This window comes from Antribacter soli, from assembly GCF_021568775.1.
GTDB lineage: Bacteria > Actinomycetota > Actinomycetes > Actinomycetales > Cellulomonadaceae > Antribacter > Antribacter soli.
Window position 1 is genome coordinate 143,083 of the sequence record NZ_JAKGSG010000020.1, and the last position, 23,857, is coordinate 166,939.

25 protein-coding genes are annotated in these 23,857 nt (G+C 72.0%); 7 read left to right on the plus strand and 18 right to left on the minus strand.

Features of this window, described 5'->3' with window-relative positions; genetic code table 11:
* The first annotated feature begins 100 nt into the window (after positions 1–100).
* The 4 genes from L1785_RS05325 (at position 101) to L1785_RS05340 (ending at position 3,563) form a co-directional block, all read left to right on the plus strand.
* Positions 101–1,408, plus strand: coding sequence for an MFS transporter (locus tag L1785_RS05325; protein ID WP_236088164.1), 1,308 nt, complete (start codon positions 101–103; stop codon positions 1,406–1,408).
* Complete coding sequence (locus L1785_RS05330; protein ID WP_236088165.1) at positions 1,405–1,980, plus strand: A24 family peptidase; 576 nt, start codon at positions 1,405–1,407, stop codon at positions 1,978–1,980. The genes L1785_RS05325 and L1785_RS05330 overlap by 4 nt, the downstream gene beginning before the upstream one ends.
* 67 nt (positions 1,981–2,047) lie before the next feature.
* Positions 2,048–2,605, plus strand: coding sequence for a DUF305 domain-containing protein (locus L1785_RS05335; protein ID WP_236088166.1), 558 nt, complete (start codon positions 2,048–2,050; stop codon positions 2,603–2,605).
* A 64-nt stretch (positions 2,606–2,669) separates the two neighbouring features.
* Positions 2,670–3,563 carry a DNA-binding transcriptional response regulator gene (locus tag L1785_RS05340; protein WP_236088167.1) on the plus strand — a complete coding sequence of 298 codons (894 nt, stop codon included), beginning with the start codon at positions 2,670–2,672 and terminating at the stop codon, positions 3,561–3,563.
* Between the two features lie 138 nt (positions 3,564–3,701).
* Here the strand turns inward: L1785_RS05340 and L1785_RS05345 are convergent, their stop codons facing one another.
* The 18 genes from L1785_RS05345 to L1785_RS05430 form a co-directional block, all read right to left on the minus strand.
* Positions 3,702–4,496 (minus strand): hypothetical protein, encoded by a 795-nt coding sequence (locus L1785_RS05345; RefSeq protein ID WP_236088168.1) that lies wholly within the window; start codon positions 4,494–4,496, stop codon positions 3,702–3,704.
* Between the two features lie 229 nt (positions 4,497–4,725).
* On the minus strand, positions 4,726–5,013 hold the full coding sequence (locus L1785_RS05350) for a DUF4287 domain-containing protein (RefSeq protein WP_236088169.1): 288 nt from the start codon (positions 5,011–5,013) through the stop codon (positions 4,726–4,728).
* 75 nt (positions 5,014–5,088) lie between these two features.
* Positions 5,089–5,907 carry a PKD domain-containing protein gene (locus L1785_RS05355; protein ID WP_236088170.1) on the minus strand — a complete coding sequence of 273 codons (819 nt, stop codon included), beginning with the start codon at positions 5,905–5,907 and terminating at the stop codon, positions 5,089–5,091.
* Positions 5,908–5,990: 83 nt separating this feature from the next.
* Positions 5,991–6,545, minus strand: coding sequence for a DUF6318 family protein (locus L1785_RS05360; RefSeq protein WP_236088171.1), 555 nt, complete (start codon positions 6,543–6,545; stop codon positions 5,991–5,993).
* A gap of 209 nt (positions 6,546–6,754) precedes the next feature.
* Positions 6,755–7,645, minus strand: a complete 891-nt coding sequence (locus L1785_RS05365; protein ID WP_236088172.1) for an HNH endonuclease — start codon at positions 7,643–7,645, stop codon at positions 6,755–6,757.
* A 149-nt stretch (positions 7,646–7,794) separates the two neighbouring features.
* On the minus strand, positions 7,795–8,277 hold the full coding sequence (locus tag L1785_RS05370) for a hypothetical protein (RefSeq protein WP_236088173.1): 483 nt from the start codon (positions 8,275–8,277) through the stop codon (positions 7,795–7,797).
* A gap of 476 nt (positions 8,278–8,753) precedes the next feature.
* Positions 8,754–9,413, minus strand: a complete 660-nt coding sequence (locus L1785_RS05375; RefSeq protein WP_236088174.1) for a hypothetical protein — start codon at positions 9,411–9,413, stop codon at positions 8,754–8,756.
* 191 nt (positions 9,414–9,604) lie between these two features.
* Complete coding sequence (locus L1785_RS05380; protein ID WP_236088175.1) at positions 9,605–13,741, minus strand: LysM peptidoglycan-binding domain-containing protein; 4,137 nt, start codon at positions 13,739–13,741, stop codon at positions 9,605–9,607.
* A complete protein-coding gene (locus L1785_RS05385; protein WP_236088176.1) occupies positions 13,741–14,232 on the minus strand; it encodes a pilus assembly protein TadG-related protein in 492 nt (163 codons plus the stop codon). Before L1785_RS05385 ends, L1785_RS05380 begins: the two co-directional genes overlap by 1 nt.
* On the minus strand, positions 14,229–14,621 hold the full coding sequence (locus tag L1785_RS05390; RefSeq protein WP_236088177.1) for a TadE/TadG family type IV pilus assembly protein: 393 nt from the start codon (positions 14,619–14,621) through the stop codon (positions 14,229–14,231). Before L1785_RS05390 ends, L1785_RS05385 begins: the two co-directional genes overlap by 4 nt.
* A gap of 182 nt (positions 14,622–14,803) precedes the next feature.
* Positions 14,804–15,226, minus strand: a complete 423-nt coding sequence (locus L1785_RS05395) for a TadE/TadG family type IV pilus assembly protein (RefSeq protein WP_236088178.1) — start codon at positions 15,224–15,226, stop codon at positions 14,804–14,806.
* A 44-nt stretch (positions 15,227–15,270) separates the two neighbouring features.
* Positions 15,271–15,552, minus strand: coding sequence for a hypothetical protein (locus tag L1785_RS05400; protein ID WP_236088179.1), 282 nt, complete (start codon positions 15,550–15,552; stop codon positions 15,271–15,273).
* 142 nt (positions 15,553–15,694) lie between these two features.
* Complete coding sequence (locus L1785_RS05405; RefSeq protein ID WP_236088180.1) at positions 15,695–16,615, minus strand: type II secretion system F family protein; 921 nt, start codon at positions 16,613–16,615, stop codon at positions 15,695–15,697.
* A 3-nt stretch (positions 16,616–16,618) separates the two neighbouring features.
* Positions 16,619–17,500 carry a type II secretion system F family protein gene (locus L1785_RS05410; protein ID WP_236088181.1) on the minus strand — a complete coding sequence of 294 codons (882 nt, stop codon included), beginning with the start codon at positions 17,498–17,500 and terminating at the stop codon, positions 16,619–16,621.
* Entirely contained in the window at positions 17,497–19,095 is a 1,599-nt protein-coding gene (locus L1785_RS05415; protein WP_236088182.1) for a TadA family conjugal transfer-associated ATPase, read from the minus strand. Before L1785_RS05415 ends, L1785_RS05410 begins: the two co-directional genes overlap by 4 nt.
* Entirely contained in the window at positions 19,095–19,901 is an 807-nt protein-coding gene (locus L1785_RS05420) for a CpaE/TadZ family protein (protein ID WP_236088183.1), read from the minus strand. The genes L1785_RS05415 and L1785_RS05420 overlap by 1 nt, the downstream gene beginning before the upstream one ends.
* A 3-nt stretch (positions 19,902–19,904) precedes the next feature.
* The gene (locus L1785_RS05425; protein WP_236088184.1) at positions 19,905–20,570 is read right to left on the minus strand and encodes an SAF domain-containing protein; all 666 of its coding nucleotides are present in this window, start codon (positions 20,568–20,570) and stop codon (positions 19,905–19,907) included.
* Between the two features lie 395 nt (positions 20,571–20,965).
* Positions 20,966–21,832, minus strand: coding sequence for a sigma-70 family RNA polymerase sigma factor (locus L1785_RS05430; protein WP_236088185.1), 867 nt, complete (start codon positions 21,830–21,832; stop codon positions 20,966–20,968).
* Between the two features lie 214 nt (positions 21,833–22,046).
* On the opposite strand from L1785_RS05430, the gene L1785_RS05435 reads away from it, so the two are divergent.
* Genes L1785_RS05435 through L1785_RS05445 form a run of 3 tightly spaced genes read left to right on the plus strand, consistent with a single transcriptional unit; the run spans position 22,047 to position 23,796 of the window.
* Positions 22,047–22,388: a hypothetical protein gene (locus L1785_RS05435; protein WP_236088186.1), complete on the plus strand. Its 342-nt coding sequence runs from the start codon at positions 22,047–22,049 to the stop codon at positions 22,386–22,388.
* Positions 22,385–23,467, plus strand: a complete 1,083-nt coding sequence (locus L1785_RS05440) for a conjugal transfer protein (protein ID WP_236088187.1) — start codon at positions 22,385–22,387, stop codon at positions 23,465–23,467. Before L1785_RS05435 ends, L1785_RS05440 begins: the two co-directional genes overlap by 4 nt.
* Positions 23,467–23,796 carry a hypothetical protein gene (locus tag L1785_RS05445; protein ID WP_236088188.1) on the plus strand — a complete coding sequence of 110 codons (330 nt, stop codon included), beginning with the start codon at positions 23,467–23,469 and terminating at the stop codon, positions 23,794–23,796. The genes L1785_RS05440 and L1785_RS05445 overlap by 1 nt, the downstream gene beginning before the upstream one ends.
* Positions 23,797–23,857: the final 61 nt, after the last annotated feature.

The following is a 23,857-nucleotide window of genomic DNA, read 5'->3' on the forward strand; positions in this document are numbered from 1 at the left end:
ATCGCAGGTTCCCCCGCCCGGTCCCGGCGACCCGGGTTCTCCGCGGTGTGTCGACGGTCACCCGCCGATCCGCGACGGGCGCTGGGCCTAGGGTGAGCGCGTGGGCGTCCTCTCCGAGCTCCGCGAGCTCCTCCGCCTCGACGGGTTCCGCAAGCTCTTCACGGTGCGGCTCGTCTCGCAGGCGGGCGACGGCATGTTCCAGGTCGGGCTCGCGAACCTGCTGTTCTTCTCGCCCGAGTCGCAGGGCAGCGCCCAGGCGATCGCGGCGGCGTTCGCGACGATGCTCGCCCCGTTCACGATCGTCGGGCCGTTCGCGGGCGTCTTCCTCGACCGGTGGTCGCGCCGGCAGGTCCTCGTGCTCGGCAACGCCGTGCGCGTCCTCATCACCGGCACCATGGCCGTGCTCATGCTGACGCAGGGCGTCACGCCGACGATCTACATGCTCGGCCTGGCGGCCCTGAGCGTGAACCGGTTCCTCCTGGCGGGCCTGAGCGCCGGCCTGCCGCGGGTCGCCCCGCGCGAGCTGCTGCTCACCGCCAACTCGGTGACCCCGACCCTCGGCGCCGGCGCAGCCTTCCTCGGGGGCGGCGTCGGTCTCCTGCTCGGCCTCGGGCTGCCCGAGGGCCGGGCGCGCGACTCCGCCGCCCTCGCCTGCGCCGCGGTGGTGATGGGCCTCGCCGCCCTGCTGGGGCTGCGCATGAGGCGAGACCTGCTGGGACCGGAGCGACCGGCATCGGGCACGATCCGCGGTGAGGTGGCGCGCGTGGCGCGTGGCCTGGCCGACGGCGCTCGCTACCTGGCCGCCCGCCGCACCCCCGGCCAGGCGCTGCTGGTCATGGCCGTGCACCGCTTCCTGTACGGGGTCGTGTTCATCGCCTCCATCCTGATGTCGCGGAACCTGCTGCCGGGCAACGGCCTCGAGAACTTCGCGACCGTCATCGCCATGATTGGCGTGGGCGGCGGTCTCGCGATCGTGCTCACCGCGTGGCTCGCGCGGCGCATGGCGTCGCAGACCTGGATCGCGATCATGCTGCTCGCCGCCGCCGCGGCTCAGCTCCTGCTGCTGCCCGAGCCCGGCCGGGCCGCGGTCCTCGCGGCCGCGCTGACGCTCGGGCTCGCGGCGCAGGGGGCCAAGATCGCGGTCGACACGATCGTGCAGCGCGACTCCGTCGACGCCTTCCGCGGCCGCGCCTTCGCGTTCTACGACGTCCTCTACAACGCGGCCTTCGTGGGGGCCGCGGCGCTCGCAGCCTTCCTGGTGCCCGACGCCGGCTGGTCGCCCTGGCTCTTCGCCGCACTCTCCCTCGCGTACCTCGCGGCGGGGATGGTGCTGTGGCGGTTCGGCGCACGGGTGGCGGCCGGGGACCCGGCCGGGCCTCCGGCATGGGAGCCGGCCGGGGCGTCGTGAGGGTGCCCGACGGCGTCACGTCGGCCCCCGGGTGGAACCGGTACGTCCTGCGCGCGGCGCTCGTGTCGGTCGGGCTCTGTGGCGCGTCTTTGCTGGTCATGGTTGTGACCGACGGCTGGGCGTTTCTGGTGCCGATGCTGCTGGTCGCGCTCGTCGGCGGGACCGTCCTCGTGGTGGACCTGGCCGAGCACCGGATCCCGACGCCGCTCGTGTGGACCCTGGCCGCTCTGTGCGGCGCGTGGGCGACCTGGCAGGCCGTCGCCGACGGGACCTTGTGGCCGCTCGGGCGGGCGCTGCTGGCGGGGGCCGCGGTAGCGGGCGTGTTCTGGGTCAAGTGGTGGTGGGGCGGGACCGGCCGGGGCGACCTGCGCCTTGCGGCCGTCCTGGCGGGTCTTGCCGGCTGGCTCGGCTGGGCGCCTGCGGTGGGCGCCCTCGTCATCCCGTACCTGCTCGTCTTCCCGGTCGGTGTCTGGAAGCTTGCGCGAGGCGCCCGCGGCGAGCGCATCCCCTTCGGCCCCGCGCTGGTGCTCGGCTGGTTCGTCGCGGTCACGCTCCACCTGTGGGCGTCCTGAGCCGCCTCGGATACTCCCCCGGGGTATAGTCGGAGCGACCGCAGCACCTCACCTCGGAGGCTCCCCGATGAAGCGCATCCTGGCGACGGCCGTCGCCATCACGTCCGCCGCCCTGCTCACCGCATGCTCCGGCGACGACTCGGGCATGGGCAACCACGGCATGGACGGCACCTCGGCCGACGCCAACTCGGCCGACGTGATGTTCGCCCAGATGATGGTGCCGCACCACGAGCAGGCCATCGAGATGTCGGACGTGCTCCTCGCGAAGGACGGCGTGGACCCGGAGGTCGTCGATCTGGCCGAGCAGATCAAGGCCGCGCAGGGTCCTGAGATCGAGCAGATGAACGAGTGGCTCGACGAGTGGGGCGCCGACATGGCCGGCGGCATGGACCACGGCGACGGGATGATGAGCGAGGCCGACATGGAGGCCCTCGCCGACGCCGACGGCGCCTCTGCGGGCGACCTCTACCTCGAGCAGATGATCGAGCACCACGAGGGCGCGATCGACATGGCCGAGAGCGAGGTGTCCGACGGAAAGCACGAGGGTGCCGTCGCGATGGCGGAGTCGATCGTCGAGACGCAGACCGCCGAGATCGCGACGATGCAGGACATGCTCGCCGGCTGACCTGCTGGGATGCGAGGGCGAAGCGGGACTGTCCGCGACGTCGGCCGAGCACTAGCCTCGCCACGTGGCCGACCTCCTCACTGCGATCGCCGCCCTCTTGTGGCCGCTGCTCGTGCTCACGGTGCTCCTGCTGTTCCGCGCGCAGCTCAAGGCGCTGCTCGGCGGGTCCGAGGTGACGCTCGAGCTCGGCGGCCAGAAGGTGACCGTGAAGCAGCTCAGCGACCAGCAGGCTGCGCTCATCGACGACCTGCAGCGCCAGGTGGTCGGGCTGCGGGCGGACCTCGCCGGCCTGCGTCCGCCGTCGTATCCGGAGCCGCCGTACCCGGAGTGGCCGCCGCCCTGGCTCGACGAGGACCGCGGGCTCGAGAAGCGGGGCGACACGGTGCCCGGGGCGCCGGTGCCGGGTGGGCCCGTGCCGGGCGGGCCGCCGCTGCCGCCCTGGCAGGGCGGGCCGGGCTCCCCCGGGCGTGGTCCGGCGGCGCCGGAGGAACCCTACGCGGATGCGGACGACGACGATTCCGAACCCGTGGACCGGCGCACGGCGCCCGGTGCCCCGTGGACGCAGCCGGAGCCGCCGACGAGGCGGCCGCGCTCGGTCCTCTGGGTGGACGACACCCCGCAGGACAACGCCTTGATGCTCGACTCGCTGCGCCGGCAGGGAGTCACCGTGGATCTTGCGTCGACCACGGAGTCGGCGATGGGACTGATGCAGGACCGGTCGTACGGGGCGGTGATCTCCGGGATGTCGCGGAGCGAGCTGGGCCACGACCTGCCTGACGCCGGCCTGCGCCTTCTTGCCCGTGTTCGCGAGGTGGACCGGGCGATGCCGGTGGTTCTGGTGGGGTCGGGCGGTCCGGCGGAGCGGGTGCAGGCGCTGGCCGCGGGCGCGACCGACCTGACGGGGTCGCCGGTGCGGATCCTGGAGATCCTGCGGGAGTATGGCGTCGTTGACGCCTGAGTCGCGGGGAAATGTGGGCGCGCGGGTGGGGCCGGCGGCGCGGGGACGCGTCGCTGCTCCCCCGCGAGCGCCCCTATCCGCTACCCGACGACGTCGCGCGCACCGTGGGCGCGAACCTCGCCTGAGGCGGCGCAGTGCTCAGGCCGGGGACGCGCCCTCCACGAGGCGTGCCTGCTGGGGCGCCTGCCGCAGGCGGCGGGCCGCGAGGAACGCGAGGACTGCCGCCATCAGGACGAGCGCCCCACGGGCGACGTCGCCGACGACCCACACGATCATGTACTCGTCTAGTTCCCACCCCCAGGGCAGGCCTACGAGGAGCAAGACCGTGATCGCGACCAGCACGCCGGCCGCGGTGTACCGCGCCCAGGGACGCGCCAGGCCAACGAGTCCGGCGGCCAGCACCACAGCGATGCCGCCCGCGAGCCCGGGAAGCATGAGCGGCAGGTAGGAGATGTCGTCCACCGGGTATCGGATCAGATCGGGGAGGATGCTCAGCGCGGCGGCGGCTGTGACGAGGCCGAGGGCGACCCACCGCTGCGTCGTCGGGCCGCGGAGCGACGCCGACCGGGAGACGACAAGACCGGCGAGAGCGAGCCCCAGGACGAAGACCTCCATGCCTGTGCCCACCGTCAGCGGGACGCGGGCGCCCAGAATGAGCTGCACTGCTCCGATGACCACCTCGAGCAGGAGGTGGGCGCCGGTCACGATCAGGGCGGCGAGGTGCAACCCGCGCAGGCCGAGCGTCGTCCCACCGGCCGCGAGGACGAGAGTGGCGGGCAGCGCCACCTGCCCGACCACGTATGCCACGTTGTTCTGGGTGAACCCGAGGTCCAGGTCAGGCACGTGCCACAGCGAGAGTGGGACCGCGAGCCACGCGCCGACCGCGACGAGCAGGATGCCGACCAGCGCGATGGTGCGGCCGGGGTCCGTCATTGGGGTGAGTGTTTCGGGGGTCGCGGGCAGCCCCTCGGGCTGTGATGGGGCGTCTGCGGTTCCGCCGAGGGACCCCGGGCCGTACGGGGGCCGCGGCCCCGCGGCGGACGGTGACCCGTAGGCGGACGCTCCATCGGTGGTCGAAGTGGCTTCGGTCTCGGCGGGTTTGTCCGTCATGCGGCCTACTGTGGCAGAAGCCCCGATGGATCGCCCGCGCCTCGGACCGGCGTCAGGCAGGCTTGGTCGCCTTCCCGTCGAGCCACAGCGTCTCCGACTCGTCGCGGTGCGAACCCTCCGAGCCGACGTGCTTGGTGCTGATCGTCGGCCCGTTCTTGATGACGTGCACGAGCGCCATCCCGTGCCCTCGGCCGAGCCCGTAGTCCTCCTTGAGCCACTCGAGGATGGGCGTGGCCTTCGTGTCGGCGTCGAAGCCGCGCTCGTGCGCGAGCTCGATCAGGCGACGCGGCGTGAGCCCGGTCTTGTCCTCGACGGCGTCGAGATAAGCCTGGAACGACATGGGAACCTCCCTGGTCAGACCCTGTTTGGGTGTCTGGAAGGTTCGACGGCGGGGGCGGCGGGAACTCATCGGCGGTCACGGGTACAGGTCCTCGACCAGTCGGGTTCTGGCCTCGTGTACCTCGATCGGGCCTGACGACGACTGGGTCACCGCCGTCCCCGGGACATCTGTCCACGTGGTCTCGCCTGCGACCCGGAACTGGCCGCGCCAGCTGGTCGTCAACGACACCGTCGCACTGCCCGGCGCCGCGTACGCGTGGCTGATCGTGTGACGGGGGTACGGTGCGCCCGGGTCGATCGTGACCAGCGCGGGCGTGCCGTCGCCGTAGTCCCAGGTGAACTCCGTCGGTACCGCGCGGATCGTCACCGGCGTTCCCAGCAGCACGACGTCGAACTCCTGCGCACCGCCCTGCGTGTAGGTGATCGTGTCGATGTTGACCAGCGTCCAGCCGTCCGGCGGTTGCACGTTGATGCCGGGCGGCGCGATCTGCAGTGCGCCCCACGCACGGGCGGCCTCGGCGCTCAGGTCTGCCGGTGCTCGACACTCCTCGCCGGCCACCAGCTCTGGCTCGCCCCAGCCGGTGCTCGTCTGGACCTGCCTGAACAGCGCCGCGCTGTACTCCTCGCCCTCCGCACACTCCAGGGGGATGCCTCCGAGCTCGATCCCCTCGGCGCACGACGTTGCGATGTCGTAGCGGATGCCCCGCACGTTGCCGGCGATGTCGAGGTCCAGGAGTGCGCAGAGGTCGGGCGTGGCGCGGTAGTAGCGGGCGGTGTCAGGGGGCGCGTCGGCGGGGGCGAATTCTGTTGATTCAGGAACTCGCGCCTCAACATTCACGGAGTGCTCGTCAGCCCTAGTATTCCCGGACAGATAGACCGGTCGATCGTCAGCCATGGTCGACGGTCCAGCTGGCAAAACAAGCCCGGCTGCGATCAGCGCAACACCACCGATGTGTTTGCCCGTTCGGCTCACGCCGCTCACCCGCCCGCCAGGAGGGAAGCGACTTCGACGACTACCCACTCGCCATCGATCTGGCCCATCTCGACGCGGTTCACTTCGACGCTTCGGTCGCTCCGGAATATCTCTTGCCCGGAATGGTCCACAATCGAGGTCACCGACTCGTCCATCTCGACGTCGAGCGGTGTGACTCCGGTGAGGCTGTCACGCGCGTATACCTCGACGACCGTTGCCAGGATCCGTCCGCCAGAGAACGAGTCGCCGCGTTCGTGGATTTGACGGGCCTGCTCGAGGTCTCCACTGCAGAACCCACAGGACTCGTGCGACATCGCCTCCCACTCGGCGGTGTCCCCGCTCACCATCATGTATGACCGCAGCGAGAGAAAGTAGATCGCTGCAGCAGCCGCGCCCTCGGCATCGTCGCGGTCCATCGCCTCCGGCCGTTCTGGCTTTACCACTTCAGGCTCCGAGGCCGATGGCGAGGGACTTGCGACGGTCGGCGTCGGCTCCGGCGTCGGGCCTGATTCACCGCCATCCGTGCAGGCCCCCGCAAGCCCGAGAACCACGAGCGCCACAACTCCTGGGCCGAACAAACCACGGACCACGGCAACCCCCTGCCTCGACGGAACAACCCCCGCCGAACACCGTAGCGAGTACGCAACACAAGCGCAGGGGACCCTGTGGAAAAGTCCCCGTCTACTCCAGGCGCGAGGCCTCTTTGAGGGCGAGTCGACTTCTAGCTCGGCTCGCGGGCCCCGTGGTCAAACCGGCAGAGCTGTCGATGTCAGGCAAGGACGCCGAATTGCTCGTAACGCCAGGCAAGCAGTTCTCGGCCGGGATGGTCGGCCCGCCGCTTCGGTAGCTGGATCTGTCGGCCATGCATCTCCTGGAGCCCGTGCTTCAGCATCGGACCGTCGATCTCTTCGAGAAGATCATGGGCAATCCGTACGACGTAGTCCGGCGTGACACCCAGCATGTTCTGGTCGTAGGCGGCGTGGTGGATCTTGCACAGCGAGAGCCCGTTGTTCACCGTCGGCACCCCACGCTCATGGGTGTCGGGAACGATGTGTGCCGCGTCGAGGAGCGATCCGTGCTTGAGCTCGCACACCGCGCACCGCGTCTCGTAGGCAACGAGCACTCGAGTACGGAATGCCGGCTGGTGGAGCCGCGACTTTGCGAGCCGTCGAGCGTACTGGCGCTGCGGCTCGGACAGGTGCCTGACGTCGCTCACGAACGTGAAGGCCTCGTCGAGCGCGATGATGAAGGTACGGTCCTCGGGGTAGTCCTCGACGACATACACCGGTGTCACTGGGGTGTAGATGTTCGGGACTTCCTTCCGAAACAAGATGAGCGGCATGCCCGTGCTCATCGCGTTGCGGAGCTTTCTGTTGTCCCCGCTCCAGGGGTCGCCGTCCCGATATGCGTAGTGGAGCAGTCCGTCCTCCGACTCGACGTCGTCGTACGGACCATCGGCCGCACTCACGATCGACAGAGTCGACTCGAACACAGCTGGATTACGGATGCCGCGGGAGTAGTCGATGACGGGCAGCTTCTGCCCGTCGATCCGGAAGTCGAGCAGTTCATCGCGATGGAGGAACCCGCCGTTAGCCTCAGCTCGCTCCTTGACCCAAGAGATGATGCGCGCGCGGAGGGCTGCTTCGACCGGCGAATCCATGGGCATAGCTCACCAGACCACTCGTTACCTTGGCCACGCGACGCGGGTGAAGTTGGCGATTCGTCGCCGCTAGGATCCGGTGAGGCGGCCGATGTCTTCGGGATCATCGTCCGGGGGACGCCTGCCGATGCCGCCGGCTGACCGGCGTCTCAGTGGGAGAGCAAGACCTGGAGCTCTCCGATGGTCACCGGCACGCGGTTCGTCTGCGGCGGCACGTTGATCGTTCCCGACTGGCCAGCGCCCTGCCACTCCACCGTCCAATAGGCCGTCGCAGTCAGGGTGAAGCGGCCGGCGTACAGGTTCAGATCCGCAGGGATGCCGCAGGTCGGAGACGGGGACGCGTTGTCCCGACCGTCATACGGCGTGCCGGCGGCATTCTCGCCGCGGCAGGTGACGGTGGCCCGCGCGACGCCAGTGTCGGCTTCCGTGACGGTCCACGTGATGCGGTCCAACGTTCCGGTCGCCGAGACCGAAAGGCCTCCGTCTGCCGCGGTGCGCGTAATTGGGCCGGTCGTGTTTTCAGCCCGGTTTGCGACCCACAGCCACATCGGGAGTCCGATGACTCCCATTGCGGCTGGCTTCGTGGCAGTTGTCGGAGGCGTGCTGCCGATCTCGCCCATCCGCAGGTTCATCTGTGCAACTGCCCGCTCAGCGAGCTGGCGAGGGGTAGGACCGGCATCGGGTGGGTCTGCGGCCCAGTAGTACGAGTGGCCAAGGCATGTCTCGACGTCACCGCCAGCCACTACGCAGGGGTAGGGGGTGCACTCAAGGATCACGCCATCCGCATTGTCTTCCCAGACAGCGGCATCCGAAGGCGGCTGTGGATCAGCCACGCGGAGGTAACAGCGTCCGTCCCACGTGCCGTAAGGGCTCGAGCACGGAACCTCAGTTCCGTTGAACCGACATGTCGGTTGGCCGCCACCACCGCCATCACCAGGTTCACCACCGCCGGGATCGCCCTCACAGATGATTGTGACCGTCCCGTCTGGGTTGAGGACTTCAGTACAGCCTGTAGGCGCCGCCGACGCCGGACTGGCGTAGCCACCGAACATCAGTGCGGTGACGACAGAAATTGGGCCCGTCGCTCGCCGAAGCCAGCGCGCTGCGCTCAGCATGGCTGCTCCACATGCCGCTGTTCATCGTTGACCGTCCACTCGGTCTCAGGACCTTGGTGTCGCATGAGGTAGGACAACACGTACCGTGTTGGCGTGGCGGCATCGCGAGGTTTTTCGACACCGTCACGCCCGAAGGTCTGGACGGCACCAAAGTCCACGCAAACGTCGAGGCCAACGCTCTCGAACCCTGAGTCATCGGGACTGTAATCGGTGACAGTCATGGTCTGGACGACGGCTTGGCCGCTGGTGTAGTACCCCGACTCAGCAAATGATGCATAGGTCTGCGACATCGAGCGCGCAATCGTTGGATGCCCCCAGAATGGGGACAGATTCGCCTCCCAGTCTCCGAACCCAGCGTTGGAGACGGCGGCGATCGCCTCGTAGTACCGAACGATCTGCTGCTTCGCCTCGGCGATGTTCTTCGCCTTCAGCTCCTCCGGCGTCGTCGGCGACGGGCTCGGCCCGGCTTCCGCAGCAGAGGAAGAAGCGGAAGGCGACAGCGAAGGACTACCGGTCCCCGGCCCCGGGATCGCTCCCGTCCCCGGAGCCCCATCACGCACGAGGTACACCACCCCGACCGTCGCGGCAGCCGCCACGGCGAGGCCCGCGAGCACGCCAACCACACGCAAGGGCGTACCGGTCGGGGACGGCATGGTGGCTCCTTCTGGGGTCACGTCGCAGCGGTCAGGGTCGGAACGCTAGTCCAAGCGTCTGTGGAGATGACAAGTCAGGCAAGGGCTCGCTGTGATAATTCACAACATCTCGCCAAGAGCGGACGCATTGGACCTGCTCAGAGGCCGGACCAACGCGGCCCCGAGCCGCCCAGCCCCACGAGCCAAGCAGGTCAGCGCTCTCGCGTCCTCTTCCCCGCCAGCACGTGGACCTTCGAGATCAGGTCCTCGGTCTCCGGCTCCGGCTCCAGCTCCAGCTGCTCCAGGTGGTCCCGCAGCCGGTCGACGAGCCGCACCACCGCGTCGGGCTTCCGGTCTGCCCACTCGGCCTTGATCCCGTTGCGCCACGATCGCTCGTCCACCGGGTCCACGGTCCGCCCCACCTTGGACGCCTCGCGGGCCAGCGCGATGTCACCGACAACCAGCGCCCTGCGCGCCACCTCGTGCGCCACGTCCACCACGCCGGCCGTGATCTCCTGCAGCAGCGTCTCCGCCCACACGTACTTGCGGGCGGGGGCGTCCTCGAACGGCCGCCCGCGCACCAAGGTCAGAGCGGAACGCAGATCCTCGAGCGGCGCAGACGTCACGTCCGGCCCGACGAGCTCGCAGAACTGGTCCCAGTCGGTGGTGACACCACGCAGCCGGTACCCGGCGGACTCCTGGTCCACCTGCGAGCCGTCGTCCGACGACCAGTAACGCGGCAGGTACTCGTATCCGTACGCGTCCACACCCAGCCAGCGCCGCGCCCGCGACACCGCCGACCGCCGCGTCGCCAGATTCGGCTCGCGCGACGGCCACAGGGCCTTCGAGATGTCCGCCCCACGCGCCCCCGGGTTGAACGCCAGGAACGACACGAGCTCGAGCGCCTGCCGCTGGTGCGACGCCGGGAGCGGAGTCCCGGTCATCCCGGCCAGCTCGACCGGTCCGAGCACCCGCACCACGGGCGTCCGCGCCGGCTTGGGCGCGGTCGGCTCCACCCACGGGTTGCCTGCGCGCGGCACCGCGAGAGGCTCGACGGGAGCCGCAGCGCCCGGCTCACCGTCCGCCGTCGGGCCGCCCGGGAGGGACGGCCGTTCCACCACGCCCACGCCGCCGCCGAAGGCGCGACGTGCCGCCGCACCCACCGGAACCACCTGCGGACGGATCTCCTCGACGGCCGGCTCCGGGGCCGGCGGCAGGTTCCGCGCCCACTCCGGGCCGGGCACCTGCTCCGGGTCCCCGAGCAGGTCGAGCGCGCGCGAGTACGTCTCCGCGTCGAGCTGCTGCGGCCGCACCGCGATGTAGGCCGGCACCAGGACGCCACGTGACGTGTCGCCCCCGGTCAGCTCACCGGTCAGATCCAATACCCATTCCCCCAGGTCGGCACTCGACGTCACGGCAGCGATCCCCACGCCCGGCACCCTGTCGACCAGGGCCTCGAGCGCGGTCCTCTCGGCGGTCCCGAGCCGCTCCCCCACCAGCAGGATCTCGGGCGTCCACGCGTCCATCGCAAGGCCGCGGCCCCGCGCGTCGGCCACGGACGAGGCACCGACCTGGCCGAGCGTCCGCTCGACGTCGGCGGCGCGCGCCTCCAGCTCGCGCACGATCCCGGCCAGGCTCGGCACGTGCCGCACCCGTCCGGTGTCGACGGCGCCGGGCAGGTCGCCGAGCGCACCTACGACCGTGACCTGCAGGTCGTCCGCCCACAGGGACGTCGCGAGCTCGATCGCGAGCGCCGCGAGCGTCGCCTGCGCGCTCTCGTCCGTGCCGCGGATGTCGAGGCACGCGACGTTCTCCAGGTCGAGCATCAGGTGCGCGTCCTCGTCGTCGTGCCCGATCGTCACCAGCGACGGGTACGGCGCGTCGCCCCGGGCGTCGTCCAGCACGCCGTCCAGGTCCGCCGCAGACAGCTGCCACACATAACGGTCCGTCGTCGAGGCCCACGGGTGCGGAAGCTGCGCCGGCCGGTCCAGGTAGAGCTCGACGAAGTCGCCGCTCTTCAGACGCGCGACCCGCACCCCCGGCAGCGGGAGCGCCCGCTCCCGGTGCCAGTTCGCGAGACTCCGCAGCGCGAGGTCCACCTGCTCGCGCCCGAACGTGTCCTCCACGGCGCGTAGCTGCTGCTCCAGGACGCCAGGCGGGCTGCTCGGGGCCGGGATCGCGATGCGCTCGCCGGCCTTGCGCCGACGGCGGGCGTTCGCACGCTTCGCCGCGATCAGGGCGAGGATGCCCGCCGCGAGCAGGCCACCCACGCCGGTGACCGTCCGCACGTCGAGGCTCTCGTCGAGCTCCTCGGCCAGGTCCGCGTCCGCGAGCGCCGCCGCGACCTCCGGGTCGGTCGCCTCTGCGACCGGCTCCGGGGCAGCGGTCGCCTCAGGGGCGGCCGTCATCTCCGTGGCGCCGTCCGCGGCCAGGTCCTCGGGCCTCACCTCGTCGCCCACGCTGCCCGACGGCGGAGCCGTGGTCACCTCCGGCAGCAGCGTCGCCCCCGCCTGGGGTGCGCCCGCTTCGGGCGCCGCCGTGTCGGCCGCCGCGTCGGGAACTGTCGTGTCCGGGCTCGCCGCGGTGTCCTCGGCCGCGCCGCCCGCCTCCGTCGTCTCGGGCGCAGCGGTCTCGGCCTGCGCCTCCGGCGCTCCCTCAGCCTCCACGGGAGCGCTCGTCGGAGACGTGGCCTGCTCCGGTGCCGGGGCGGTCAGCTCGGGTGCAAGCACGCCGTCGTCGAACGGGTCGATGCCTGTCGAGCCCTGCTCGGGCGTCTGCTCGAGGGTCGGGTCGGCGACGAGGTCGTCGGGCGTGACCGCCTGGAACTGCGAGGCGATCGGGGTGTCCGCGGGTGCGGCCGCCGGGTTCGGGACCGGGAGCGACTCGTCCTCCGGGGCGCCGATCGACGCCCCCTCCGGGAAGGGCGTCGCCGGCGCGGTGGACTCCGCCTCGGGAGCGGGCTGAGCCGGGGCGGCCTGCTCAGCCGGCCGCTCGGGCACCGGCTGTTCGGCGGCCGGCGCGGACTCGGCGATCTCAGGAGTCGACAGGTCCTCGGACGTGACGGCGTCACCCACCGGGGCCTCAGCGGCGGGCGCCGGGTTCGGCTCGGGAGCAGGTTGCTCGGCCGCGGGTGCGGTCGGCTCGGCGACCGCCTCGGGAGCCGCGGCGGCATCGCTCGCCTCGCCCGCCGCGTCGGTCCCGCCCTCGACCGTGCCCTCGCCCTGCGCGCTCCCGCTCTCCCCCGTCGACTCGCCTGGCTGCGCCGGGGCCGGGGCCTCGGGTGCAGGCGCGCTGGTCTGGGCGGCCGTCGGGGTCGCGCCCGGGACGGTGATGTTCCAGCCGGGAAGGATCAGGTCGGGGTCCGACAGGTGGGCGCCGCCAGGCTGCACCGTGTCCTTGGACGCCTCGTACAGCTCGGGGTACTTCGTGCCGTCGCCGAGCTCGTCCTCCGCGATCTCCCACAGCGTGTCGCCGGGCACGACCGTATGGGTCCCTCCCGCCGAAGTAGTGAGCTCGTCCGGCTCACCCTCCACAGTTCCGGCTGTCACGACGGACGAGCTCACTACTTCGGCGGCGTCGGAAGGAAGCGTCAGCACCCAGCCCGGCTCGATCCAGTGCGAGGCGTCGAGCGTGCCGCCACCCGGCTGCGCCACCCCGTAGTTGAGGTTTGCGATCTCCTTGAACCGTGCACCGTCACCGAGGGTCTGCGCGGCGATGCGCCAGAGGCTGTCGCCGGCCTTCACCGTGTAGGTCGCGGGCGGTGCCGGCGTCTCCGCCGTCGTCGGGATCGCCGCCGCTGCTTCCGTCGTCGTCCCACCCGACTGCGTTGCCTCCGCGGACACGCTCACGCCCGACGTCGGGCTCGCGAGGTCCGCCGTCGGGCCGGCTGCCGTGGCTGCGAAGGCCGGGCCGGCGCCGGGGGCGGAGACGAGCATCGTCACGACCGCGCCAACGAGCGCGGCCGCGGCGCGCTGCTGCAGGCCCAGGCCGTGCAGCCGCGGGGACCGCACGCCGCGTGCGGCCGCGACCACCTCGATGAGCACCGCCACCGCGAACGTGGCCCACGCGAGCCAGCCCACCACCTTGACGAGGCCGAGCAGCACGCTGCCCGTCACGTCGGGGGTGCTCAGCGTGGTGAGGACGCTGTCCCACGTGATCTCGCCGGTGACGATCGGGCCGCCGAAGAACCACAAGCCGACGGGGATGCCGACGACCAGGAGGAGGAGCGCGAGCGCTGCGCCGAGGCCGCGCGCCACACGGACGGCGATCCCCGGACCGGTTGGCTCTGGCGCGCCGGGCCTTGCCGCCCGGACCCGCCCGGTCGCCCGGTGCTGTGTCGAGGTGCTCATCATGGGGCCTCCTCCCCGATACCGCGGACTGCGCGGGCCTCGGCGGTCGCCGTGGCCGTCAGCTCGTGGATGCCGATCAGCGGCAGGAACTTGGTGCGGTACGTGACCTCGGTGCTCACGCGCACGGTCGCGCCGTTCACGGCGTCGACCGCGCCCACGACGCCGGCGGCGTCGAGCGTCTGCTGGGCGGCCGTCACGGCCGCAACCGGGTCGATCACCGGAGCATCGCCTCGCTGCAGGGCCGCGATGCCGACCTGCTGCGCGGCCGCTCGCGCGGCCTGCTCGGCCACGTACTCGGCCTCGTCCTCGGCCTGCAGCTTCCCGCCCCCGTCGACGACGAGACCGATCGCGATGATCAGCGCGGGCACGAGGCCCGCGGCGAGGATCGAGACCTCGCCGCGATCGTCCCGTGCCCGACGCCGGCCGGCGCCCGCCACTGCCGCTACCGGCACGTGCGGGCCGCGCGACCACCACCTGGTCCCCTGCCTCATTGCCGCCCCCTGTACGCGTCCAGGACCGACGTCCCGGTTGCGCTGATCGTCCGGCTGCCCGGTGCTCCGGGCATCCCGAGGTCTGCGAGTGGCACCACGCACGACACCGTCACCGTGATCGTCCCGGTCTCCCCGAGGGGCAGGCCGAACGCCTCGGTCGACGGCGCCACAGAGGTGCTCGCGCACTTCACGTTCGAGTTGGAGAGCGTCGTGGTCGCCGTGCTCGTCGCCTGGACCGCCGCGACCTGCTGGTTCCGGCTGATCGACGCCGCCCGCGCCGCTTCGTTCGCCGCGGACTGCACCACACCCTGGGCCAGCACGATCCGCCCGGCCATGATGAGCAGCAACCCGACGAGCAGCAGCACGGGAAAGATGACGGCGGTGTTCACAGCGACGTTGCCCTCATCACTCCGCCCACGGAGGTGAGCGAGCGAACCACGGCGGAGCCGGAGGTCGTGCGCGCGGGCGTGGACGGGCCTGGCGGGAGCGCGCGAGGAACGAGCGCGCGGATGGTTGCCCGCGCGCACGACCTCCGGCTCCGCCGCCCCGACCGACGACACCCAGGCCCCCCTCACGGCGCACCCTCCGAGGTGAACCGCTCCACGGGACCGGTCGCCGTCTGCTCGATCAGCAGCCCGCGCAGCCCCGGCACGATCGACGGGGCCAGCCCCGTCACCGTCGCGGTCGCGGTCGTGGCCCCCCGGTCCACCGCGATCCGCACGTCGGCGAAGACGCCCTCCCCCGCGCGCTCCAGCCGCGCCGCCGCCTCCTGGTAGCCGGCCTCGACGCTCCCGCCCTCGACCCGCGCCGCCTGCACGGCGCCGTTCGCGATCGCCTGGGCGGTGTTCTGCGCGTGGAAGTACAGGACTCCCTGGACCATGCCGAAGATCAGCAGCAGCACGATCGGGTACACGATGACGGTCTGGATCGACGCGGCCCCGGCGTCGTCGGCCTCAGGGCGCGGGCGCACACCGGTGAGGACGCTCACGTTCACGGTGCGACCTCCCTGGTGTGCGACGGGCAGTACGTGCGGTCCTGTCAGCCGAGCCCTTCCATGTAGCGGTCCACGAGGGCCTTGATGGCCGCGCCGAGCGCGATGACGATGCCCAGACCGACGACGGACAGGACGACGACCTCGATCGACTCGAGCCCTTCGTCGTCCGGAGACCCGGCGCGCCGTGCGGCGCGGCGGGCGCGCAGCTCAGCGCGACGTGCGGCGAAGACCTCGCCGAACGCCGCCGACGCGCCGGCGGCCCGCGCGGAGACCCGTGCGGCAGCCCGGACGGCCGGGGAGTGGTTGGTGCTGGGGGTGGTTGACATCGCGACTCCCGGTGGTGCTGTCAGATTCGACAAATGGCTGGTATGCGGTTCGTGTGACACGAGTGTTCCCCGGATGCCCGATTCGCGACAGGGCAGACTGTGATGTCAGCATCGTGGTTCACGGACCGCGTAACCACGTCGGTCACGGCGCCTGCTGGAACATCGTCACGCCGATCGGGTAAATCAGCATCAAGAAATAGACAAAGACGGTCAAAGTTCCTGGGACGGTCATACGGACCGTCGCGTCGTGCGCGATCTGCTGCTCCACGTCCAGCTGCGCGTCCCGCATGGCCGACGCCTTCGACTGGAGCTGGTCGTGGATCGCCGACCCTTGCGTGCCCGCCAGCTCGATGATCGACGCGACCTCGCCGAGCGAGTCCACACCGACTTCCGCCCCCAGCTCCCGCAGCGAGGTCCACGGCGGCCGCCCCTCCCAGCGCCCGCGCTCGAGCGCCTCCGCGATCCGCCGGAACGGCCAGCTGCGCGCCACCTCGGCCGCGGCGAACGTCGCCTGGGTGGCGCCGGCCCCGGAGATCCGCTCGATCGCGATGAGCTCCAGGTACGTCGACACGGCCCGGGCGAACTCCTGCCGGGCGCGCCGGGACTTGGACCGGGCGTCGAGGTCGGGCAGGTACCAGGCGCCGAGGGCGAAGACCAGCGAGGCCCCGAACGGTACCGACACCGGCAGCCCGAGGTTGAGCAGGCTGGCGGACAGCCCGAGGAACGGCACTGCGACGAGCGCGATCACGGCGCCGAGCGCCTTCTCGCCGTAGTGCTCGGTCGCCGTCTTGCCGATCAGATCGAGGTCCGCCGCCGTCGGCCCCAGCGGCCGCAGCACCGACGACGGCAGCCGCCGCTGCGCCCAGGCCCCGAAGACCTGCGTGTAGTGCTGCGTCCGGGTGACCTCCTCGTCGTCGGACACCACGACCGGGCCTACCTGGTCGTCCCCGCTGAGCCGGTCCAGCGCCGAGCGCAGGCGAGGCAGCGACGGGACGAACTCCCGCACTATCAGGAGCAGGCCGAGCCCGCCGACGACGCCTGCCGCCACCGCGTAGGTCCACATCGGTTAAGCACCCCTCTCGGACGCGGGGAGGAACCGCGGGATCGGCCGGCCCAGGGAGATGCGGCGCATCCACAGCAGGCACCCGCAGTAGGCGACGAACAGCGCGACGGCGACCACCTGGCCGGTCGGGCTCGCGTACCCCCTGAGGTACCCCGTCATCGAGGTCCCCGCCAGGACGAGCAGGGTCACGATCGTCACCCAGCGCACCGTCGCCCGGCCCGTGGACCGCTCCGTCTCGATCTCACGACGGGCCCGGGCCTGCGCCGACAGCGACTCCGCGAGCTGCCGCAGCGCCTGCGCGACCGCACCCGTCCGGTTCTCCGACTCCAGGATCAGGGCGGAGGCGATCATGTCGGCGGAGTAGTCGTCCATCTCGTCGGCCCAGCGGTACAGCGCCGGCTTGATCGGCTGGCGCGCCTCCAGGCGCGCCACCAGCCGGGCAAGAGACGGACGGATCGAAGGCGCCGCGCCGTGCAGCGTCGCGGCGATGCCCTGCTCGAGGCCCACGGCCCCGCCGGACAGCACGCCGATGAGGGACCGCACCCAGGCCGTCAGGTCGGTCAGCTTCTCGACGTCCGCCGACGACGTCGTGGTCCGGAACAGCGACGGCAGCCCGACGATCAGGACCGGCAGGATGAGGGCGAGCGACCACCAGCCGGTGAAGATGCCCGCCACCGCGCCGACGGCCGCGCCGACGAACAGCAGCCGGCGCTGCGGGTACAGCGGACCGCCCTTGTCGAGGCCGACGAGCCGCACCAGGCCCGCGAACGGCGGCTCGGTGCGGACCGGCCGCGGCACGGGCTCGGACTTCTGCGCGCCCACGACCATGAACCACAGGCCGAGCCCCAGACCCAGCCCGGAGAAGATGGCGATGAGCGTGGTCACGGCGAGTTCCCCCACAGCCCGGAGCGGTAGTTGAGCAACGACGCGTCGAAGCCGGACCGCTCGAGGTCCGTCAGGAACGACGGCGAGTGCGCCGGGACGGCCCGCCCGTCGTCGCCCGGCGCGAACAGGTCCGTCACCGCGACCGGGTTGCCCTGCTCGCCACGCGTCACCTCGATCACCTCGGAGACGTAGCGGACGCGGCGGCCCGTCACGCGGTCGATGTCGACGTTGAGGAACACGATGAGGTCGATCGACTGCGCCACCTGCCGGTACGCGTACGTCTCGCTCAGGGTCGAGTCCTGGACGGCCATGCCGACCAGACGCTCGACGACGTCCCGCGCGCCGTCCGCGTGCACCGTCGAGAGCGACCCGTTGCCCATCTGCATCGCCTGGAACATCGACACGATCTCTGGCCCGCGCACCTCGCCCACGATGACGCGGGAGATGTTGTGGCGCAGCGACTCGTACACGTTGATGTTGGTGTCGATCTCGCCGACGCGGCGGCCCGACACGTTCATCTCGCCCGAGCCCTCGCGCGTGCGCAGCGCCACGACGCGGCGGTGCTTCTCGGGTTCGAGGTGCAGGTAGAGCTCGTAGTCGGTCTCGATCGTGGCGACCGACTCCCAGGGATCCAGGCCGGCGCACAGCGCCCGCAGCATCGTCGTCTTGCCCGAGCCCTGGCCCTGGCCCGAGACCACGATCGACTTGCGGGCCCGCACCGCCGCCCCGAGGAACTCCTCCAGCACGGCGTCGACCGTGCCCGTGCCGCGCAGCATCGCCAGGTCGACGGACTGGAGCCGCTGCAGCCGGATCGTCACCCGCGGCCACGGCACGACCCAGCCCACGGCCGCGAGGCGCACGCGGCCCGGCAGGTCGAGGTTGAGGAACGGGTTCGCGCGGGTGAACGACCGCTCGTTCGCGGGGTCGCGCGCCGCGAGGAACTGGAGGAAGTCGATCAGCTCGGCGTCCGAGTCCGCGATCGGTTCGGCGTACCGGCGCGAGCCGTCGCCCATGAGCATGAGGACGGGCTGCGTCCCTGTGATCTCGATGTTCTCCACGTCGGGCGTGTCGATCAGCGGCTGCAGCCGGCCGAGCCGGAACAGCGCGTCGAAGAGCGCCCGCGTGATCTCGACCTGGTACTCGGGCGTCCAGGGCCGCTGCCCGGCGTTGAGCAACGCGTCGTTGTGGTCGCGCACGACCTGCTGGATGAGCTCCTGGCCGAGCGCCTCGCGGGTGTCCTCGTCGAGCTCGCGCGCCGCGAGCGCCGTCGTCAGGCGCTGCGACACCTCGCCACGCAGGCCGTTGACCTGCGCCCAGAACTCGGCGTCCCGGGTCCGCGACGCGGTGTCGGCCCCGGCGGCGGCCTCGGTCCACGCAGCGGCCCCCCGCCCAGGCTGCCCGACGTCGGAGCCCGCCCTGGTCTGTGCGCCCACCCAGGGCGAGTGGCCGCCCGGGCCGGGTGCCGCACCGGCGGGCGGGACGCCCGGGGCGACCGGTCCGGCGTCGGGCACCGTGCCGGGGTGGACGCCCGTGTGCGCGTCCTGGAAGAGGGGAAGGCCCCCGAGCTCGGGGAGCTCCGCGGGCTGCTTGGCCATCAGTTCTCCTCCCCCGTCGCGAAGCGGGCGCGCCGCTGCTCGATCCGCTCGGTGACCGCGTCGATGATCGGGGCGGCGGACCGGACCAGGGCGGAGCCGCTCCAGCGGCGCCCCGGCGGGGCGCCCACCGCCAGGACCTCGGCGTTCACCGGGTCCCAGGCGATCGCGCCGACCGAGGCCAGGCCGAGGGTCGAGGCGATCTCGCTCGCCTGGTACGGACGGCCCGGGCCGACCGTGAGGGCGGAGAGATTGGTGAGGTCGCGCGCGGCCGCGTCGACCACCGAGGTGCGCGCGCGGACCAGCTCGCGGGTCACCGCGATGTCCGGGAGGCGGGAACCGGTCGTGACGAGCACCTGGTCGGCCAGCCGGAGGATCGGCTCGCGGTCCTCGCGGGTGGCGCCGCCGCCGACCGGGCCGATGCGACCCAGGTCGACGAGGACGTCCATGCCGCCACGCTCGAGCGCGAGGAGCTGGTTCGCCAGCGCGGCCCACAGGTTCGCGACGGCGGGTGCCACGTGCGGCCCGGTGATCCCCGGTAGCAGCTTCTTGTCCTGACTGCCTTCGGCGAGCGGCAGGGTCTGCGCCCAGAGGCTGCCCTCCAGGTCACCGTGGCTGTGCGCCAGGGCAAGCCGGCTCAGGCCGCGGTCGTGCGCGAGCTGGCCACGGAAGTAGCCGGCCAGGATGGAGGAACCCGCGAGGTCGGCCTCGACGAGCAGCACCGGACGCGGCCACTGCAGGGCCAGTACCAGTGCCGTCGTCGTGGTCCCCGGTGAGCCCTTGGCGTTGACGAGCGCAACGAGGGCCACGGGTCACCCGTTCCCGTCGGCGAGCGAGTCCAGGATGAGCGCGACGCGGCCTGTCGCCGCACGGGCGGCGAGGGCGGCGGCGTCCGCCCTGTCGACCTCGAGGTCTATGACGGTCTGGTCACCCAGGTCCGACGGGGCGACGCTCCGGACGATCGCGTCGATGGCGAACGGATCCTCCACCGGCGGCTCGCCGCCCGCGACCGGCGTCTCGACGATCCGGACGCGGTCTCCCGACGTCAAGGGCGTCCTGGTGGGCATCTGGTTGTCGGCGAGGGAGACGCCGACGACGGACATGCCCTCGGCGGGCCCGACTTCCTCGGCGTAGCTGGTGGGTGTGAGGAGCTGGCCCGCCAGCAGGTCGACGGTGGCGCGCTTGCCGTCCACCGTCTTGGCCAGGCCCTCCGCGACGGGCGTCAGGTCGCTCGGGCTGAGGGGCAGGTCGGCGACGCGCAGGTCGGCGGACGTGATCTCCTCGCCGCGCGCGACGTCGTTGACCAGCACGAGCACCTTCTGCGTCTCGCCCAGCGTCGTCGTCAGGTACACCGTAGCGAGGACGCTGAGCGCGACGAGCGCGAGGCCGAGCGCCACGAGCGCCGGCCGACGGCGCGCCCGCGTGGGCTTCGCCGGGGCGGGCGGACGTGGACGCGCGGCAGGGACCTGGCCGCTCACCGGGCGCTGCTGCCCCGTGACGGCCGGCCACTGCCCGGTGCTCGGTTGTCTCCCGTGTCTCTCGCCGACACTCGTGGTCACCACGTCCCCTTCGGTCTCCGCATCCACCGTGCGCCCCCTGCACTGCATCGATCGCCGTGGCGGTCCCCGGTGGGAACCGCCGCAGGCCATCTTGATGCAGACGGGCGAACCCGGCAGGTCGAACGGTAACGACCGAGCCGGGCGGACCGATAGGTCAAGGCCGGGTCAAAAGATGTGGAGATGGCTTGAAGGAATGGTGACTGACGACAGAAGTGGCGAGACAGGGCTGGCGGAGGGGTCCTCCCTTCCCCAGAGGACCCCTCCGCGACGGGACTCCGGCGGGTACGCCCACCGGCTCTCCGCCCCGTCCTGTCTCAGCCCGGCGACCCCCCAGACATGCCGCCGGACTGGACAGCCTCCGCCAGGCGGCGTACCGCCCGGCTCGCACGCTGGCGCAACGCAGCGTGCGAGATCCCAAGTTCCTGTGCGACCCGCTTCTGGTAGTTCCCGCGCCCGGAGGCGAGCTCCGCGTACTCGGGCAGGTCAGGGTCCGGCGCGTACAGGCGGGCGAGGAGCGCCGCCTCCTCGCGCGTCAGGACGTCACGACCGAGCCCCCAGGCGATGACGTCGAGCACCTCGCCCGTCGGGCCGAGGGTGAGGCTCGCCGGCGAGAAGCACGCCTCGGGAGCGTCCTCCGGCGCCACCGGCCGCTCGAGGTAGGTGAGGACCTCGGTCTCCGTCGGGATCTCCTCGACCTGCGGGCCGCGGCTCGCGCGGGACCCGTGGGCGAACGGAGCCCGGTCGCCCACGACGCGCGTCAGCGTGTGGCCCTGCAGGCGCATCGCCACCCGGTCGGCGCGCGCCAGGTCGTACGAGGTGATGGCGTCCCACATCGCGGCCGCGGTCTCCTGCTCCAGGTCCTGGACGTCCGGGTAGTGGCGACGGGAGCGGCGCACGATCGTCCGCACCGCGGGGAGCATGCACTGGAGCACGGCGCGGCCGGCGGCGAAGCTGCCGTCCGCGTGCTCGGCGAGGAGGGCGTGGAGCACCGGGTCGGCGTCGCCCGACTCCAGGCGCACCGACCGCCCGTTCCGCAGTCCCGCGAGCTGCGGGAAGCGGGCGACCAGGCGGTCGAGCTCCGCCGCGAAGGATCGCGTGCCGCACAGGTCGGCCCAGTCGTGGTCGAGCTCCGTCATGAGCGTGCCCGGTCCGGGCCCGCGTGTCGGCATGCGTGTGGGCATGGCGATCCCCCCTTCTTCGCCTTGACTCTTTCGAGGGGGTGTTGCCCGGCACTGTTGCCCGTTCGCCGCGCCACGAGATGCAGTGTGTGATCTGGGTCACATCGCTTGCGTGTCGTTTCACGCGTGTCGTCACACGAGAGCAAAGGCCGCCATTTGTCGGTAGGTGCAGGAGGGCGGGCACGGACGCGAGCAGAGCGGACGAGGGAGAGGCGAGATGAGCGAGCACGAGCTGGACCCGGGCGCAGCGAACATCGACACCGCACGCGGGAGCATGAGCGGGAACCTGCAGGTCGATCCCCGCGTCGACACCGCCGTCGACATCGTGGCCGACCAGACGTGGTCCCTGCTGCGGGACACCGCCGTGGTGCATGCGGCGCGGATCGAGCTGGGCCCCGAGGTGAACGCCCTCGTCGACTCCCTGCACGAGGACCCGCTCGGCGAGGAGGACACCGCGGCCCGCCTGGGCGCCCTCCTCGACAACGACCGCGCGCGCAAGGCGCGCGCCGCTCGCGCCCGCATCGACGCGAAGCTGCAGCGGGAGGTGCGCGCCCGATGAGCTCAGTCCTCGACCGCCGCCGCGACCGGCGCGCCGCACCGGCCACGCTGCCCGCTGGCGCGGAGGCCGGGGCGACGCGCGCGCCCGGGGCGTCCGGTCCGACGTCGGGCAGCCCGGTCGCTCCCGGCGAGGAGCCGCCGCAGGTGCTCGAGTGGACCCAGGGTCCCGCGCTCGTGACGAAGGCCTGGGCGATCGGGCTGGCCCTCGCGATCGCGGCCGGACCGATCGCGCTCGCCTGGGTGCTGCTGCGGCCCGCCACGACCGGGCCCGCGACGACCGGAGGCGGCGCCGACTACGCCGCGAGCGCCGCGGCGGGTGAGCGCGCCACCGAGCTCGTGGAGACGTGGCTGCGCGCGGACCGCGACGACCAGCAGCTCGTCGACTCGCTGACGTCGGCCCCCGTGGGGCAGCTGCCCGACACGGGGCTGACGATCCGGGACTCGTCCGTGGCGTCGGTCGCGCAGACGGGCGACCAGAACTGGTCGGTGACGGTCGGCGTGGACGTGGCCGAGCCGGCGCCCGGGGCCGCGCCGCCCGCCGAGGGCCAGGCACCCGCGCTCGTCTGGGTGCGCCGCTACTTCCGTGTGCCCGTTCACGTCGCGGTCTCCGAGGAGGCCCTCGCCGTGGAGGCGCTCGCGCTCCCCGCGCCCGTGCCCGCCCCGGCCACCGCCGAGGCGCCCGACCTCGACTACCCCCACACCATCTCGCCCACGAGCGCCGCCGGCGAGTCGGTCGCGAGCTTCCTGGCCGCGATGGTCGCCGGTCAGGGCGAGATCTCCCGCTACACGCGGCCCGGCGCAGCGATCGCCGCCGTGACCCCGGCCCCGTACACGGCCGTCGCGGTCAAGGGCCTGGTCGGCTCGCACGAGATCTCCGACGACCCGGCCGACGGCGACGGCTCGTACGTGCTCGCCACAGTCGACCTCACCCGGCCGGACGGCCAGAAGACGACCGCCCAGTACGCCGTCACGCTCATCGCGCGTGACGGCCGCTGGGAGGTGGCCGGCCTGGACCAGGCCGTGCGGACCCAGACCCCCGTGTCCGGCAGTGCCGGGCAGGAGAACGAAGGAGAGAACTGATGATGCTCGAGCTGATGAACCTCGCCGTCGCCGCCGCCCCCGCGCCCGCGGGGATGGTCAGCGCGGACGGCTTCCTGGACCTGATCACCGTGAAGTCGGAGGAGGTCAAGAGCGCGATCGAGTCCGTTGCCTTCGTCGTGGTGATCCTCATGGTGGTCATCACCGCGGTGAAGACCAAGATGTCGATCGCGGCCATCGTCATGTCCGCGATCGTGGGTGGCGTGGTGCTGTGGCTGGTCAACGGCGGCATCAACGTCACCAAGGACCTCACGGACCAGGAGTTCGGCAGCTCGGCGCCGCCCGTGGTGTCGGTGCAGACCCTGGTCTGACGCGCGGAGTCGGTCGCCCGTCGGACGGCGGGGGTGGGCCTGCGGGCGACCCGGTCGCACC